Below are 14,953 nucleotides of genomic sequence, written 5' to 3'. Positions count from 1 at the left end.
CTGCACGGCTGCCATGCACGTTTGCCGGCTTCTGGAACAATGCCGGACTTGAATGATAAGCACGCTTATTATATATGCCACTCATGGTTTCCGAAGGCGTAGACAGATTGGGATTTTTGATCCACGACGTGCAGCGGCTGATGCGAAAGCGCTTCGAAGCGCGCGCCAGCGGCCTTGGCCTGTCCTCGGCGCAATGGCGCCTGATGGTTCGCGTCGCCAAGGAAGCGGGCGTTTCGCAGGCGCGGCTTGCCGAACTGCTTGAAATCGAGCCGATCAGCGTCTCGCGGCTGGTTGACCGGATGGAGGAGGGCGGCTGGATCGAGCGCCGCTCCGACGCCGCCGACCGCCGCGTGCGCATGATCTTCCCAACTCCCAAGGCAAGTGCCGCGTATGCGGAGGTCAAGAGCCTCGCCGGCGAAGTCTATGAGGAGTCGCTGACCGGCGTTTCGCCGGACGATCGCCGCGTCCTGATCAGGGCATTGGATGCGATGGCACAGAATCTCGCGGATGGCGATTCACCGTCCTGCGACAAGGTCAAGAATACGGAAGGCGCAGCAGCATGAACGCGGTAGCCAAGGTCGACGAAAACGCCGCCAAAGTGGAAATGGAAGCGCCGCAGCAGCCGGCCGCGGCCCCTGTTACAATGACACCTCCGGCAGAGCCGGCGCCGGCGCCAAAGAAGAAGCGCCGTCTCGGCCGCTTCTTGTTGATGTTCGCCCTGCCGGCGGCGTTGGTCATTGGTGGCGGCTATGTCTGGGTCACTGGGGGGCGCTACCAGGAGACGGAGAACGCCAACCTGCAGCAGGCCAAGGTATCGATCGCCTCGGATACGGCGGGCCGCATCGTTCAGGTCGCCATCTCGGACAATCAGAGGGTGAAGCAAGGCGATCTTCTCTTCGCCATTGACCCCGAGCCTTACCGGATCGCACTTGCGCAGGCCGACGCGGCGGTGGCAGCGGCGCGGCTCAACGTCGAGCAGCTGCGTGCCGCCTACAGCCAGGCCATGGCGCAGGAGAAATCCGCCAGCAGCGAAGTTGCCTATGCCCAGTCGCAATACGACCGTGCCGCCGATCTCGCCCAGAAAGGCATCAATGCCAAGTCTTCGCTCGATGAGGCCAGGAACGATCTCGATAAGGCAAAGCAGCAGCTTGCCGTCGCCGAACAGGGTATCGTCAGCGCCAAGGCGGCGCTTGGCGGCAATCCCGATATCGAGACCGACAAACATCCGACCGTGATGTCGGCGCTCGCCGCGCGCGACAAGGCTGCCTACGACCTAGCGCAGACCACCGTGAAGGCGCCCGCCGATGGCGTCGTCTACCAGGCTGCTTCCTTCAAGGTCGGCCAGTATGTCGGCTCCGGCACGCCGCTGTTTTCGCTGGTCGAGACCGGCGATACCTGGATCGACGCCAATTTCAAGGAAACGCAGCTGACCAATATGAAGCCGGGCCAGAAGGCCGAAATCGTGGTCGACACCTATCCGGGCAGGACCTTCGAAGCGACCGTCAAGGCCATCGGCGCCGGCACCGGCGCGGACTTCTCGCTGCTGCCCGCCCAGAACGCTACCGGCAACTGGGTCAAGGTCACCCAGCGTATTCCGGTCCGTCTGGAGCTGAGCGATCCCGACGCCAAGATGATGCTGCGCACAGGCATGAGCGCGGCCGTTACCGTCGACACGGGCGTGGCGCGCGGCCTGCCTGGCATTTTCGGCCACGCCACGGCTGGCGAGGTCGCGAAGTAAATCAGCGGAAGCCCGCGGGGATCATGCGGGTGGACGCACTGAGCAGGGGGATTGGTCTGATGGGAGGAGTTAAAGGGTCAGCCTTCGGGGCAAACCGCATCGCGGCTTGATCGAAAGCTGAAATCTTCGACACGGACCCGTCGGTCCTCATGTTTCCGGGCGGCAGGCATCCGCTCAATCGAGACTTTCGGTCGATGTAACCCCCACATCGATAATCGCGTCCCACCGCGATGAGGGTCTCTCAACGGAAGGCTTTGCCGCCCGGAAACCCTGTGTACACGTTTTTGTTACCGGCTGGAAGTTCCGCATCATGAGCACGCCAGAACCTTTCAAAGAAGTGCCGCATCGTGGCCTGATCACGGTTGCGCTCATGCTGGCGACGATCATGCAGGCGCTCGACACCACGATCGCCAACGTCGCGCTGCCGACCATGACCGGCGATCTCGGCGCCTCGCCCGACAACATCAACTGGGTGCTGACCTCCTACATCGTGGCGGCGGCGATCATGACGCCGGTCACCGGCTGGCTTGCGGACCGTTTCGGCCGCAAGGAACTGTTCCTGACGGCGGTGGTCGGCTTCACCATCTTCTCGATGCTGTGCGGTCTGGCCTGGAGCCTTGAAACCATCGTGTTGTTCCGGCTCATGCAAGGCGTGTTCGGCGCCGCGATCGTGCCTCTGTCGCAGACCTTCCTGCTCGACATCAACCCGAAGGAACGCCACGGCCAGGCAATGGCCATCTGGGGCGCCGGCATCATGCTGGGGCCGATTCTGGGTCCGACGCTTGGTGGCTGGCTGACCGAGAATTTCAGCTGGCGCTGGGTGTTCTTCATCAACCTGCCGGTCGGCATCGTCGCCTTCCTTGGCATGGCCGCTTATCTGCCGGCCATTGCGCGGCGGGTGCGAAGCTTCGACTTCTTCGGCTTCGCCATGATATCGCTCGGCGTCGGCGCGCTGCAGCTGCTGCTCGATCGTGGTGGCGAGGTCGACTGGTTCTCGTCGGTCGAGATCTGGATCGAGCTTGGCCTTTCGATAACCGGCTTCTGGGTGTTCATCATCCACACGATGACGGCAGAGCATCCCTTCATCGACCCCAAGATCTTCCTCGACCGCAATTTCGTGACCGGGCTGGCGTTCATCTTCGTCATGGGCGTGCTCATCCTGGCGAGCATGTCGCTGCTGCCGCCGATGCTGTCGACCATCTTCGGCTATCCGACCATCACCATCGGCATCGTGATCGGGCCGCGCGGCGTGGGGACGATGATCTCGATGCTCGTCGTCGGCCGGCTCATGAGCAAGGTCGACGCCAGAATCCTCGTCGTCATCGGCTTCCTCCTGACCGCGCAGTCGCTCTACACGATGGCCGGCTTCTCGCCCCAGATGGACAACTGGCTGATCATCACTTCCGGCATCATCCAGGGCCTGGGAATGGGAATGGTATTCGTGCCGCTGTCGACGGTGGCCTTCGCCACGCTTGACGTGCGCTTCCGCACCGATGCCACGGCTTTGTTCAGCCTTGTGCGCAACCTCGGCTCGTCCATCGGCGTATCGGTCGTGACGGTGCTCATGGTGCGCAACACACAGATAAATCACGCCGAGCTTTCCACCTTTATCAATCCGTTCAACCCCAATCTGTGGGCGGTTTCGCCGGCGGCGGCCGGCGGCGACCAGATGGCATTGTCCCAGGTCGACAGGATGGTGAACATCCAGGCGATGATGATCTCTTACGTCAACGACTTCAAAATCCTGATGATAATGACGCTGGCCGCCATTCCGTTCGTGATCCTGCTGCGCAAGCCGAAGACGGCGCCGGCTGGCGGCGCGCCGGCGGCACATATGGATTGATATTCGCCGACGGCTGTCCGCTGCCGGCGATGCCGCTGCCGGCGATGGCTTTGCTACCTTCCGAGCACCAGGGCCCAGTAGCGGAGGCCGGGGTCGCGGCCGTCGCGGACATAGGCAAGCCCGAAACGACTGAAGTCCGGGTCGAGTATGTTGCGCCGGTGGCCGGTCGAATGCATCCAGATATCGAACAGTTTCTGCTGGTCGAAGCGGCCTTCGGCGATGTTCTCGGCCGCAGCGCCGTGCACACCATTGTCCTTCATGCGCGAGGCGAAATCCTTGCCCCAGCCGGTGGTGTGGCTCATGCGCGTCCGCGACGCCATGTAGCCGGCCTGCTGCAACGCCGCCTGTTCGAGCTGGGTGTCCGCGGTCAGCGGACTCCGCCCGGCCGCGGCGCGCAAGTTGGCCAGGGTGGCCGTGGCGGAGGAAGAGACACCTGCGCCCTCACCGGTGGGCACGGAAACGGTGCTGCAGGCGGCAAGCCCGGCTATGGCCGCAAGACCGATCAGCAAGGAGCGCCTTGTCCGGCGCGGTTCTGGAGGGAGGTCGATGACAATGCTCATTCCTACCTGCATAGTCGCGATCATGGCTTTTGACGGGCAAGCCGAAAAAACTGTCGAGGAAATTGATGCCTTGGCCTTCGCTGATCGCACCGCGCAGTCTTGAAGCGTTGCGTTCGGCCATCCAGCTCCGAATGGCCCATCATCCGAGAAATCCGATGCCGAAGATCGCGCGGCTTCTGCCGGGCAGCGATGACAATCCCGTGATGGCCTGTCCGGAACCATCGATTTGGCGACAGCCCCTGGCAAATCGGGTATGCTGTTACATCTACTAGTGGCAGCTACGGGCGGCCATCACGGTGGTGACCGCCCCCGACAACGGGAGGAAGCTTATGGCCAGCTTTCATGTCATGGCGGACGCGCGCGGAATGCATGTGCAGCCCACGGTGCGCCACATCACCACATCGGACCTCTGGGATGCGCTGCGGCTCGGCGCTGAGGATTTCTGGGCAAAACCGTCTCACTACGTTTTCCTGTGCCTGATCTATCCCATCGTCGGCCTGATCCTGACGCAGTGGACGTCTGGCTCCAACGCCATTCAGCTCGTCTATCCCTTGATGTCGGGTTTCGCCCTTGTCGGCCCTTTCGCCGCGCTCGGCCTCTACGAGATCAGCCGCCGGCGCGAGCTCGGCATGAACACCAACTGGCGACATGCCCTCGATGTCCGCCACTCGCCGGCGGTGCCTTCGATCGCGGTCATCGGCATCATGCTGTTCGTGCTGTTCCTGTTGTGGCTGTTCACCGCGCAGTCGATCTACACCAGCCTGTTCGGCGACCAGCCGCCGGCTTCGATCGGCGCCTTTGTCCGCGACGTGCTGACGACCAGCAAGGGCTGGACGTTGATCCTTCTCGGCAACGCCGCCGGCTTCGTTTTCGCCGTGATCGTGTTGGCCACCACTGTCGTCGCCTTCCCGCTGCTGCTCGACCGTGACGTCGGCGCCGTTTCGGCCATAGAAACCTCGGCGCGGGCGGTGATGGCAAATCCGCTGCAGATGGCTCTTTGGGGCCTGACGGTCGCGGTGCTGCTGGTGATCGGTTCGATCCCGCTGTTTGCCGGGCTCGCGGTCGTTATGCCTATCCTTGGCCATGCCACCTGGCACCTCTACCGCAAGGTGGTGGAACCGGAGCGGACCCAGCAGACAAGGCGGCCGATGTAGACCAACGCCGGGACCGCCGCCCTCAGCGCTGTGCGTCGGTCGCCATCTTCAGCGCCAGCGCCGTCAGCACCCCTCCCATCATCCAGCGCTGGATGACCAGCCACAAAGGCCGCCCGGCGAGAAACGCGGCGATCGAGCCGGCCGTCACCGCGATGATGGCATTCACGGTCAGGCTGATCGAAATCTGCGTCGCGCCGAGCACAAGAAGCTGAGACAGGACATGGCCTTTGCCAATGCTGATGAATTGCGGCAGCAGCGACAAATAGAGCACCGCCACCTTCGGATTGAGCAGATTGGTCATCAGGCCCATGGCGAACAGCTTGCGCGGCCCGTCTTTCGGCAGGTGGCGCACCTGGAATGGCGAGCGTCCGCCCGGCTTCACGGCCTGCCAGGCCAGCCACAGGAGATAGAGCACGCCGGCAAAGCGCAGCGCGTCATAGGCGAAGGGCACGGCCAGCAGCAGCGCCGTGATTCCGAATGCCGCCGACAGCACATAGAAGAGAAAACCGACGGCGACCCCGCCAAGCGAGATCAACCCGGCCTTCGGCCCTTGCGACAGGGAGCGCGAGATCAGGTAGATCATGTTTGGACCCGGCGTCAGCACCATGCCCAGGCAGACCAGCGCGAAGGCGAGGTGGTTGGCGGTATCGGGCATTGTTCGTCCCCAGGCGTGCCGCGATGGATGCGGTCCAGCGTGCAGCCATTATGTGCCCGTTGCGGCAGGCGCCCACAAGGGCTTGGCGGCGTCGGGCGTTGCGCCAGAGTTCGGTTAACCGACCACGCGCAGGTTCGACAATTCGTTGCCGATTTCCTTGAAATCGTTCGACAGGCTGGCGCCCGTCGCATTCCAGAACAGCTTGGCGGGTTTGCTCGGATCCGCCGGGTCCTTGCGGAAGCGCGAGTCCGACGAGCATGATTTCAGCGCATCGATGGCGTTCTTGTCGGTGGTCTTGGTCGTGGACAGGTCGAGAGCCACCGTCATCACCATGATGTCGGCCGCCTTGGCGTTGTTGCAAAGCGTCGTCATCTGCTCGTTGAGCGCGCTGGTGTAATTGCCGTTCGAATAGTCGAACTGGCCGATGGCGCTGGATGTACCCATGAACAGGCGCCCGACCGAGGTGCCGGCATAGCCGGGCTTGAGATAGCCGTAGGACGCGTAGGTCGACTTCGAATCGGCGGGGTCGGAATAACTGAGCGAGGAAGGCGTGTAATAGGTGTTGGCGCCGTCGGTCAGCACGATCACCACCTTGTCGTTGCCTTTTTCTGTTTCCGGGCGCCCCTGCGTGAACGGCTCGCCGCTCGAGACCACCCGCCAGCCCCAGCCCATGCCCTCGGGAACATTGGTGCCGCCATCCGGCTGCATCAGGTCGATCGCGGCTTTGATCGTAGCGAGCCCATCGGCGACGCTGACGTCGGTCAGCGGCGTGATCGGGTTGGTAGTGCAACTGTAGTTCGGGCCGTTGCCTGCGGGCAATACTGGTGCATCGATCGGCCGCGGCTGGAAATACTTGGTCATGTTGCGCAGCCGGGCTTGGCCGCTGCTGCTCGAAGGATCGTCGTTCCACCAGCTGTTGATGGCGCCGTAGGTCTTTGGCGCGGCTTCGTTGGGATCCTGCGTGATCTTCCAGTGATTGCCGGGTTCATCCGGGGCGAACATCGGCACGAACATCGTCGCCGGATCGCCCACGCCTATTCCGGTGTTGGCCGAGCCGCCGGACGGCGGGGCGTCGTTGACATTGTAGGGGTAGGGCCGGGCTTCGACACAGCCTTGCCAACTGGCGAATGGGCCGTAGGAATCGACATAGTCGTATGCGTCGTAACTGCGCTTGCAGGTATTGTTCCAGTTGTATTCAGCACAAACAACGTGCTTGCTGTTTTTAACACGCTCATGGCTGGTGACGACCTTCATGTCGCGGTAGAGCGAAAACCGGGTCAGCATCTGGCCTTCCTCGTCGCCCCAGCCGGTGCCGCGCTTGTACCAGATGCCGTTGGTCTGCTGGGCGTATTTGTTGGCGGCGTTCAGCGTCGACCAGTCGAAATTCTCGTTCGACACCGGCGACAGGCCCTCGGTGTCCATCCAGGACGCATTGCCGTTGCCAGGACCGACATTGACCGAGGCGGCAAAGGGTACGAGGCCGAACTGCACCGGCTTGTCGACCTGCTTGATCATCGCGGCCTGTTGGGCAAGCGTGTCGACCAACTGCTTCGCCGCGGTCTTGAGGAGATCGATGCGCTTCTGCCCCGAGCCGGTTCCGGGCGTGACCATCGATCCGGAATTGTCGAGGACCAGCGCCACTTCGAGCGTGTTCTTCAGCCGCACCTCCGAGCATGCGGTGAAGCCGATATTGGTGGCGCCGGTGCCGCCGAGCAGTATCTTCGCCGTTGGCAGGAAGTAAGGATTATAGGTCAAGGTGCCGCAAAGCTTCATTGTTCCGCCGCCAGCGGCGTTGCTGGGCAAAGTGAGGTTGAGCGTCGTGTTGGCGGCATCCACATCGTTCAGATTGGCGTTGAAGAAGTCGAGCGCATAGGCCCTCAGCTGGTCGTCGGTGGCGCCTTCCGTCACGCGGCGTGCCGTGGCGAAGTTGGCGGCGTCGAGCGCGTTCAACACCGTCTGCTTTTGGCGGTTCATTTCCGTGAAGTCGACCGCGAGCGCCAGCCCGCCCATCAGCGGGACCATCGCGAAGGCCGTCATGAGAGCATAGTTGCCGCGCCTGTCGCGGCGGAACTGACGCCAGATTTCATGCATGTCTTGCAGCGGCCCCCGCCGGCGGATTCTCGATCGACGCCAGCTTTCCACAAAACGCTGAAGGACGGGTTTGGGAAACCGCTCGATTGCTTGGTTCGCGCTTCACCAAGCACTAACCAATCTGGAGCGGCCCCCCGGTGCCTCCAAAAAACGACACCCCGCCGGATGCAGGGCGTCGACGTGGAATTCGTCGGATCAGCTGACGATGCGCAGGTTGGACAGCTCGTTGCCGATCGCCTTGAAATCGTCGGACAGCGTTGCGCCCGTCGAATTCCAGAACAGCTTCATCGGCTTGCTCGGATCGGTCTTGTCCTTGCTGAAGCGGGAATCCGAAGAACAGGCCTTCAGCGCATCCATCTGCGTTTTCTCCGCTGTCTTGGTGGCGTCCAGATCAAGCGCGATGGTCATGACCATGATCCCGGCGGCCTTGGCGTTGTTACACAGCGCAGTGAAATGCTCGTTCATCGCTTTGGTGTAGTTGGCGTTGCTGTAATCGTCCTTGGTGACATCCGTTCCGAGGAACATGCGGCCGTAGCTGTAGCCGTTGCTGTAGGGGACGACGTAACCGAGAGCCGAATAGATCGCCTTGCTGCCAGCCAGGTCGTTACCGCCAGAACTCCAATTGGTTCCAGAGTAGGTCTGCGCCGTCACCGAGGTCGGCGTGTAGTAGGTGTTGGCGCCGTCGGTCAGCACGATCAGTACCTTGTCGTTGCCTCTTTCCGTTTCGGGCCGGCCCTCGGTGAAGGGTGCCGTGCTGGAAAGGGTCCGCCAGCCCCAGGCCATGCCTTCCGGCACGTTGGTGGCGCCGTCGTCGGCCATGGCATCGATGGCGTTTTTGATCAAAGTTGCGCCGGCTGTCGTGGAAACATCGGTTAGTGGCGTAATTGCCGTCGTGCTGCAGCTTGTATTCGGCCCGGCGTCCATGCCGTAGGCCGGCGTGACCTTGTTCACCCAGTCGAAATATTTTGGCATGTAGCGCTGGCGTGCGGCGTCGGACGCGCCTGAACTCACTGGGGCGTCGACATCCCAATTGTTATTGGCTGGCCTTGAAGAGCTATCGACGCGGTCGGTTTCGTCGGGCGCGAACATCGGCACGAAAAGCGTTGCAGGCAGTGTTGTCGATGCAGCTGTGTCCTGGATATTGTATGGATATGGGCGCGACTCGACGCAGCCACCCCAACTCGCGACCGGCGCATAGGTGAAGGTCGCGTTCGATGCACAAGTACCGTCCCAATTCTTGAGACTGCACGCTGAAATGCGTTTCATCTGTTTGTAGATCGAGAACCGGGTCAGCGGCTGGTCTTTCTGGCTCGCGTCCCAGCCGGTGCCTTTCGCGTACCAGATGCCGGCAATCTTCTGCGCGTATTTGGTGGACGAAAAGGACGAACTCATGGTCGTCCAGTCGAAATTCTCATGATGGATAGGCGATATGCCGGTCGTGTCCATCCACGCCGCCGAAGCGTTGCCCGCACCGACATTCACCGAGGCGGCAAAGGGAACGAGGCTGAACTGGACCGGCTTGGTGACCTGTCTCATCTGCTGGGCCTGGCCGGCCAACTGGTCGACCAACTGCTTGGCGGCGCTCTTGAGAAGGTCGAACCGCACCTTGTTCGAGCCTTTGCCGAGCTCCTTCATTGAACCGGAATTATCAAGCACCAGCGACACTTCCAGCGTGTTCTTCAGGCGCACTTCGGAGCAGGTGCTGAAGCCGATATCGGTGCTGCCGGCGCTGCCGCCCAGCAGTAGTTTAGCCGTCGGCTCGAAATAGGGCTTGTAGACCAAGGTCGCGCAGAGCTTCAGCGTCCCGCCGCCTGTGTTGTTGTTGGGCAGCGTCACGGCCAGCGTGGTGTTGGCCGGATCGATATGCGCGAGATTGGCTTCGAAGAAATTCTTGGCATAGGCCACGGCGTCGGCGTCGCTGGCGCCGGCAACGATCTGCTGGGCCGTGGCGAAGCCGGCCGCGTCCAAGGCATTCAAGGCGTTTTGCCTTTGGCCCACCATTTCCGTATAGTCGACGGCGATAGCCACGGCGCCCATCAGCGGCACCATGGCGAGCACGGTCATCAGCGCATAATTGCCACGCCGGTCGCGTCCGAATCTTCGGATCATTGTCACAGCTGCCCCGCCAAATCGATAGTCAGTGGGGACGGTGTCATAAATCGTTAAATTTCAGGTTTCTGGAATATATCCAAGGTCAGGCTGCATTTTCAAAGCTCGTTAACCAACCAGTGAACGGTGGCGGATGCCGGTACAGGCGGGCGAAAGCTGGTGACAGGCTGGGCCGGTTCGGATAATTCCAACCGGCTGCGGCGAACCGTCGGCTGCGGCACCGCAACGATCATGACTGAAGGATACGGCATGGCGGCCTCGCCTGACATCATCGGTTCGCTCGAAGACGTGTCGAAGAACTATTCGGCCATTCTCTGCGATGTCTGGGGCGTGGTGCACAATGGCGAAAGGCATTTTCCCGCGGCTGCGTCGGCGCTGGCGGCAGCCCGTACGGCCGGCATTCCCGTCGTCCTGATCACCAATTCGCCGCGCCGCAGCGCCGACGTCGTGGCCCAGATGAACGTCATCGGCGTTCCCCCATCGGCCTACGACCGCGTGGTCACCTCGGGCGACGTGACCCGCGACCTGATCGTGGAAGGCCCGCGAAAGATCTTCCATGTCGGCGCCGAGCGAGACTTGACCCTCTATGACGGGCTCGACGTCGATCTCGTCGAGGAGTTCGAGGCATCCGGCGTCGTCTGCACCGGCCTGTTCGATGACGAAGTGGAGAAGCCCGAAGATTATGCGGAGCTGCTGCGGCGGCTGCGCGCCAGGAACCTGCCTTTCATCTGCGCCAACCCGGATATCATGGTCGAGCGCGGCGAACGCATCATCTGGTGCGCCGGCGCTCTGGCGCGCGACTACGCACAGCTCGGCGGCCGCACGCTGATCGCCGGAAAACCTTATGCGCCGGTCTATGATGTGGCGATGAAGGAGGTGGCGGAGATCCTTGGCCGGCCGGTCGAGCGCCGCCAGGTGCTGGCCATCGGCGACGGCATGCTGACCGATATCAAGGGCGCGGCCGACAACGGTTTCGACGTTCTCTATGTCTCAGGCGGCATTCATGCCCGCGACTATGGCGATGCATCGCAACCGGATCCCGCAAGGCTCGCCGCGTTTCTTGACAGGCACGGCTATCATCCAGTGGCCGTCATTCCCAGGCTGCGGTAGATGGCGATGGACGCTTTCCAGCACCTTTCGGCAACCGCTCCGCTGCCCGCCGATTTGCGCGGCGGCGTTGTCGCGATCGGCAATTTCGACGGTGTCCATCGCGGTCATCAGGCGGTGCTCGAACGGGCATTGGCGGAGGCGCGGCGGCGTGGCGTGCCGGCGCTGGTGCTGACTTTCGAACCGCACCCGCGAAAGATATTCAGGCCCGAGATACCGCTGTTCGTGCTGACGCCGCCGCCGATGAAGGCGCGGCTCCTGTCGCTGCTGGGCTTTGCCGCGCTCGTCGAACAGCCTTTCACGCGCGACTTCGCCTCGCTATCGGCGGAAGCCTTCGTGACCGACGTGCTTGAGAGAACGCTTGGCATCACCCATGCCGTGACCGGCTTCGATTTCCATTTCGGCAAGGACCGCCAGGGCGGGCCGGCCTATCTGATGGCGGCTGGCGAGCGCCATGGCTTCGGCGTCACGCTGGTCGATGCATTTCGGGACGAAAGCGCCGAGGTGGTTTCATCGAGCCGCATCCGCGCCTTGCTTTGCGAAGGCGCGGTGGCCGAGGCCGCCGGCCTGCTCGGCTATCGCTTCACGGTGGAGAGCGAAGTCGTGGGCGGCCAGAAACTGGGGCGAACGCTCGGCTTTCCGACCGCCAACATGAGGCTTCCCGCCGAGGCCACCCTCAGGGAAGGCATCTATGCCGTTCGCTTTCGCCGTGCCGACGGAAGGCTGCATGATGGCGTTGCCAGCTTTGGCCGCCGTCCGACCGTCGACGATGATGGCGCGCCGCTTCTGGAAACCTTCGTCTTCGATTTTTCCGGTGACCTCTATGGCGAGATCTGCCAGGTGTCGTTCTTCGGTTACCTGCGCAGCGAGTTCAAGTTCGACGGGCTTGATGCGCTGGTCGCGCAGATGAAGCGCGACGAGGCCGAGGCGAGAGCACTGCTGGCCGGCGTCAAGCCACTTTCGCAACTCGACGCGGCCATGGCTTTTTGAAGCATGGTCCGGTTTTCGGGTTAGATCATGCTCGAATCAGACGTTACTTTTTCAGCGCCAGACCGACGGCGATGAAGGTCCAGCCCTGGAAGATCAGGTCGATTGCCAGGAACAGGCCGAGCACCCATACGCTGTTGACCGGCCAGCCCATGGCTATGATCAATCCTGCGATCGCGCTGATGGCGCCGGCCGCGACGATCCAGCCCCAGCCGCGCTCAGGCCGGTGGCTGTAGCCGACCCAAGCGCGCAGCACGCCGGAAGCGACGAGCGCGACGGCCAGCAGGAAGGTCAGCACCGCCGAGGCCAGCAGCGGGTTGTCGAAGGCGAAAAAGCCCGCGACCGCGTAGAGCAATCCGCTGAGCAGCCAGTAGAAGAAGCGGCCCCACGTCTTGACCCCGAAGGCATGCATGATCTCGATGATGCCGGCCACCAGCATCAGCCACCCCACGACATAGACGGAAGCCACCGTGGCAATGAAGAGGTTGCCGAACGCAATGCCGCCGAGGATCAGCAGCAACACGCCCAGGCCAACAAACCACCCCCACTTTGCTCGCGTCTGTCCGATCGCGTTCTTCAGTGCATCGCCGTGCAAGGTCATGTCGCCACCTCCATCGAGGACCGCCAGCAGGGAATGAAGTTACCCTTGGTGCCGACCCGCGTCCAGCCGACCGCGGCCGGATGGTGAGCAATGCGAGCCGGACGTCTCGACCTTAAATCAAATTTTACCAAAGCCTCTTCAAAGCTGTGACCGAAAGACAATCGTATTGTGTTAGTGGGGTAGCCATGAGTCCGGTCGGGAAAATTTCTGCAGCCTTGGCTACCGTCATGCTGGCTACCTCGGGTGCGGCCGATGCCGGCGAGGGCGCCTTCGGCTGGCTGTCCGGCGATTGGTATCTGACGGTCGGCGCCACCGGCATGGTGGCGCCCAATTTCGAGGGCGGCAAGAAGTACCTGCTCAGCGCCTCGCCGATCATCTCCTTGGGCAAGGCTGGCCCGGCGGCCCGCTTCACCTCACGCAACGACAACATTTCGCTGGCGCTGGTCGATGACGGCGGCGTTCGCGCCGGCCTGACCGGCAAGTTCCTGTTCTCGCGCGACGATGGCGATGCCGACGAGTTGAAGGGCCTCGATCCGGTCCGCTGGGGCGGCGAGGTGGGCGGCTTCTTCGAATTCTATCCGACGGACTGGATACGTGCGCGTGCCGAGCTGCGGCACGGCATCCGCGCCCATAACGGCTTCGTCGCCGACATCGCCGCCGACGCCTTCTACGATGTGACGCCAACCGTCAGGATCTCTGGCGGGCCGCGCGTCTCGTTCGCCTCCGCCAAATATTTCGACGCCTATTACGGCGTCGACGCGCAGGAAGCCGTGGCCTCGGGGTTGAACCAGTATAATCCCGGCGGCGGCCTGAAATCGGTCGGCCTTGGCGGTGCGGTGACGTGGAAGGTGACCGACCCGATGACCGCCAGCCTGTTCGGGGAATATTCACGCCTCGAAGGCCCGGCCGCCGATTCCAGCCTGGTCAAGGAGCGCGGCGACCGCAACCAGTTCATGATCGGCGTATCGACGACCTATCGCTTCGATTTCAAGATGTAGCCGGTATCGGCCTTATTCCAGCAATCGCGTATCGATCTGATGACTTGTGGTGCCGACGATGGCGATGCCTTCGCGTTCCAGCAAGGCGGGATTGAGAATATAGTTTCTGGCGAAGGGAACGATCACGCAAGGAACTTCCATGACTGGATGGCTGGCGGCACTGACAAAATCGCTGCCAATCTCGCGTGTCTTGGCCGGATTGTCTTTCCAGCCCTCGGGCAAATCGGGGACGGCAATGGAGACGCCGTCAGGCACTTCGATTTCCAGGAGCTGGAACGTGGGCGGCAAATCTTCCACGTCGACATGAACGAGAATTTCAAGAAGCGCCGTGGCGGGATGATCCGCGCAGTACACAATGGCGGTGCCCTTGATGTTCCAACGGCCGGAGCTAAGCATGCCGCCCCGGCCGGACAGGTCGGCGAAGTTGGAGATACGCCATAGACGCATCGTCAGGCGAAAATGCCATAATCGATGCGATGCAGTTCCTCTTCCACCAGGGAAGCACCGGTTTCCGACTGCAGGAGCGTGATAGGCGCTTCGTTGAGCACCCGGCTGCGTTTGCGCAACCAACGTTGCGCTTTTTCGTGGTCTCCGAAAACACGATCCGCCATTGTGGAAATGCGCTCGATGCGCATGACGCGATCGGACTCGGCAATACTCAGTTTCTCATTGCGTTCTTTCCTGCGCGCCAAAGTGCGCCGCGATCCTACGATCTTGTAGATTTCGTCATTGCTGAACCCACGGTGGCGGAGTTCTTCCACCTTGGTGAAGCTGACCAGGAATTGCCCCGTTGCGGCATCCCGGACCAAGCCATCCTGCGCAAGCTCGACCTTCTCCTTACGGGCGGCCCGTCTGGCAGCCGGCACGTGGACCTTGCGATGCGGATTGGACATGACGCGCCTCCGGTGCCATTTGCCCAAACATATATGCGCAATTGGCACAAGCGGCAAGGCGAGTGCCTTGGAGTTCGGGCTTTCCAAGCTGGCCCACCTCGTTTAAAAGCGCGGCCATGACAGTGGTCTCGCGTTCCGTCGCGATTACGATACGAATTACCAGCCCGGTGTTCCGGACGGCCTGAGAGCTGTCGGAGCCGCCGGGAATCTTGCGCGC

14 protein-coding genes are annotated in these 14,953 nt (G+C 62.2%); 7 read left to right on the top strand and 7 right to left on the bottom strand.

Going from position 1 to position 14,953, the window contains the following annotated elements; genetic code table 11:
* The first annotated feature begins 83 nt into the window (after positions 1-83).
* The 3 genes from FJ973_RS18590 (at position 84) to FJ973_RS18580 (ending at position 3,581) form a co-directional block, all read left to right on the top strand.
* On the top strand, positions 84-563 hold the full coding sequence (locus FJ973_RS18590) for a MarR family winged helix-turn-helix transcriptional regulator (protein ID WP_140495025.1): 480 nt from the start codon (positions 84-86) through the stop codon (positions 561-563).
* Positions 560-1,738: an HlyD family secretion protein gene (locus tag FJ973_RS18585; protein ID WP_140557111.1), complete on the top strand. Its 1,179-nt coding sequence runs from the start codon at positions 560-562 to the stop codon at positions 1,736-1,738. The genes FJ973_RS18590 and FJ973_RS18585 overlap by 4 nt, the downstream gene beginning before the upstream one ends.
* 310 nt (positions 1,739-2,048) lie before the next feature.
* Positions 2,049-3,581, top strand: coding sequence for a DHA2 family efflux MFS transporter permease subunit (locus FJ973_RS18580; protein ID WP_140494247.1), 1,533 nt, complete (start codon positions 2,049-2,051; stop codon positions 3,579-3,581).
* A 53-nt stretch (positions 3,582-3,634) separates the two neighbouring features.
* On the opposite strand, the gene FJ973_RS18575 is transcribed toward FJ973_RS18580, so the two are convergent.
* Positions 3,635-4,141, bottom strand: a complete 507-nt coding sequence (locus FJ973_RS18575) for a CAP domain-containing protein (protein WP_140557109.1) — start codon at positions 4,139-4,141, stop codon at positions 3,635-3,637.
* 329 nt (positions 4,142-4,470) lie between these two features.
* On the opposite strand from FJ973_RS18575, the gene FJ973_RS18570 reads away from it, so the two are divergent.
* A complete protein-coding gene (locus FJ973_RS18570) occupies positions 4,471-5,295 on the top strand; it encodes a DUF2189 domain-containing protein (RefSeq protein WP_140515546.1) in 825 nt (274 codons plus the stop codon).
* A 22-nt stretch (positions 5,296-5,317) separates the two neighbouring features.
* Here the strand turns inward: FJ973_RS18570 and FJ973_RS18565 are convergent, their stop codons facing one another.
* From FJ973_RS18565 to FJ973_RS18555, 3 genes are all read right to left on the bottom strand, one after another.
* Positions 5,318-5,950, bottom strand: coding sequence for a LysE family translocator (locus FJ973_RS18565; protein ID WP_140557106.1), 633 nt, complete (start codon positions 5,948-5,950; stop codon positions 5,318-5,320).
* Positions 5,951-6,064: 114 nt separating this feature from the next.
* Positions 6,065-8,041, bottom strand: coding sequence for a TadE/TadG family type IV pilus assembly protein (locus tag FJ973_RS18560; protein WP_181165124.1), 1,977 nt, complete (start codon positions 8,039-8,041; stop codon positions 6,065-6,067).
* Between the two features lie 195 nt (positions 8,042-8,236).
* Positions 8,237-10,150 carry a pilus assembly protein gene (locus tag FJ973_RS18555; protein WP_140521649.1) on the bottom strand — a complete coding sequence of 638 codons (1,914 nt, stop codon included), beginning with the start codon at positions 10,148-10,150 and terminating at the stop codon, positions 8,237-8,239.
* Positions 10,151-10,399: 249 nt separating this feature from the next.
* On the opposite strand from FJ973_RS18555, the gene FJ973_RS18550 reads away from it, so the two are divergent.
* Positions 10,400-11,260 (top strand): TIGR01459 family HAD-type hydrolase, encoded by an 861-nt coding sequence (locus FJ973_RS18550; RefSeq protein WP_140557138.1) that lies wholly within the window; start codon positions 10,400-10,402, stop codon positions 11,258-11,260.
* Between the two features lie 6 nt (positions 11,261-11,266).
* Positions 11,267-12,247: a bifunctional riboflavin kinase/FAD synthetase gene (locus FJ973_RS18545; RefSeq protein WP_140515806.1), complete on the top strand. Its 981-nt coding sequence runs from the start codon at positions 11,267-11,269 to the stop codon at positions 12,245-12,247.
* Between the two features lie 43 nt (positions 12,248-12,290).
* Here the strand turns inward: FJ973_RS18545 and FJ973_RS18540 are convergent, their stop codons facing one another.
* Positions 12,291-12,845: an HdeD family acid-resistance protein gene (locus FJ973_RS18540; RefSeq protein WP_140494237.1), complete on the bottom strand. Its 555-nt coding sequence runs from the start codon at positions 12,843-12,845 to the stop codon at positions 12,291-12,293.
* Positions 12,846-13,072: 227 nt separating this feature from the next.
* On the opposite strand from FJ973_RS18540, the gene FJ973_RS18535 reads away from it, so the two are divergent.
* Positions 13,073-13,843: a MipA/OmpV family protein gene (locus FJ973_RS18535; protein ID WP_224519163.1), complete on the top strand. Its 771-nt coding sequence runs from the start codon at positions 13,073-13,075 to the stop codon at positions 13,841-13,843.
* A gap of 12 nt (positions 13,844-13,855) precedes the next feature.
* Here the strand turns inward: FJ973_RS18535 and FJ973_RS18530 are convergent, their stop codons facing one another.
* Both FJ973_RS18530 and FJ973_RS18525 read right to left on the bottom strand, forming a co-directional pair.
* Positions 13,856-14,290 (bottom strand): RES family NAD+ phosphorylase, encoded by a 435-nt coding sequence (locus FJ973_RS18530; protein WP_140494233.1) that lies wholly within the window; start codon positions 14,288-14,290, stop codon positions 13,856-13,858.
* 2 nt (positions 14,291-14,292) lie between these two features.
* A complete protein-coding gene (locus tag FJ973_RS18525; RefSeq protein WP_140557104.1) occupies positions 14,293-14,736 on the bottom strand; it encodes an antitoxin Xre/MbcA/ParS toxin-binding domain-containing protein in 444 nt (147 codons plus the stop codon).
* Positions 14,737-14,953 lie beyond the last annotated feature (217 nt).

Origin of the sequence: Mesorhizobium sp. B2-1-3 (genome assembly GCF_006442495.1) — a bacterium.
Classification (GTDB): Bacteria; Pseudomonadota; Alphaproteobacteria; order Rhizobiales; family Rhizobiaceae; genus Mesorhizobium.
This window is presented reverse-complemented; position numbering and strand designations above follow the sequence as displayed.